The organism is Ochrobactrum sp. SFR4 (genome assembly GCF_019730395.1).
Taxonomy (GTDB): Bacteria; Pseudomonadota; Alphaproteobacteria; order Rhizobiales; family Rhizobiaceae; genus Pseudochrobactrum.
In genome coordinates this window covers 1-286 of the sequence record NZ_JAAPBB010000650.1, presented here as the reverse complement: position 1 = coordinate 286, position 286 = coordinate 1, and the positions used below count along the sequence as shown (strand labels likewise).

General features: G+C 55.2%; 1 protein-coding gene. It reads left to right on the top strand.

All coding sequences use genetic code 11. The features are described 5' to 3' along the window. A partial coding sequence (locus HBA93_RS20655) for a condensation domain-containing protein (protein ID WP_221724517.1) occupies positions 1–286 on the top strand: 286 nt, incomplete at both ends.

Genomic DNA, 286 nt, shown 5'->3' with positions numbered 1-286 from the left:
ATTCCGCCTCAATGTGCCAATGTTCTGGCGTTTGCCACTGGTGGAGGATGTTGACAAGATTGCCGGTGAGTTTGCCAATATTCTGATCGCAGAGATTGATCTGGATGCCGCACCCACATTGGCAGATTTGTGCCGCGGGCTGCAAACCCAGCTGATCGACCAGATGGAGCATTCCGCCTATTCAGGCGTCAATGTGATGCGCGATCTTTCCCGTCATCATGGCAAGCCGCAACTGGCACCGGTGGTGTTTACCGCTGCCCTTGATCTGGAGGGCGGAGCGCTGTTT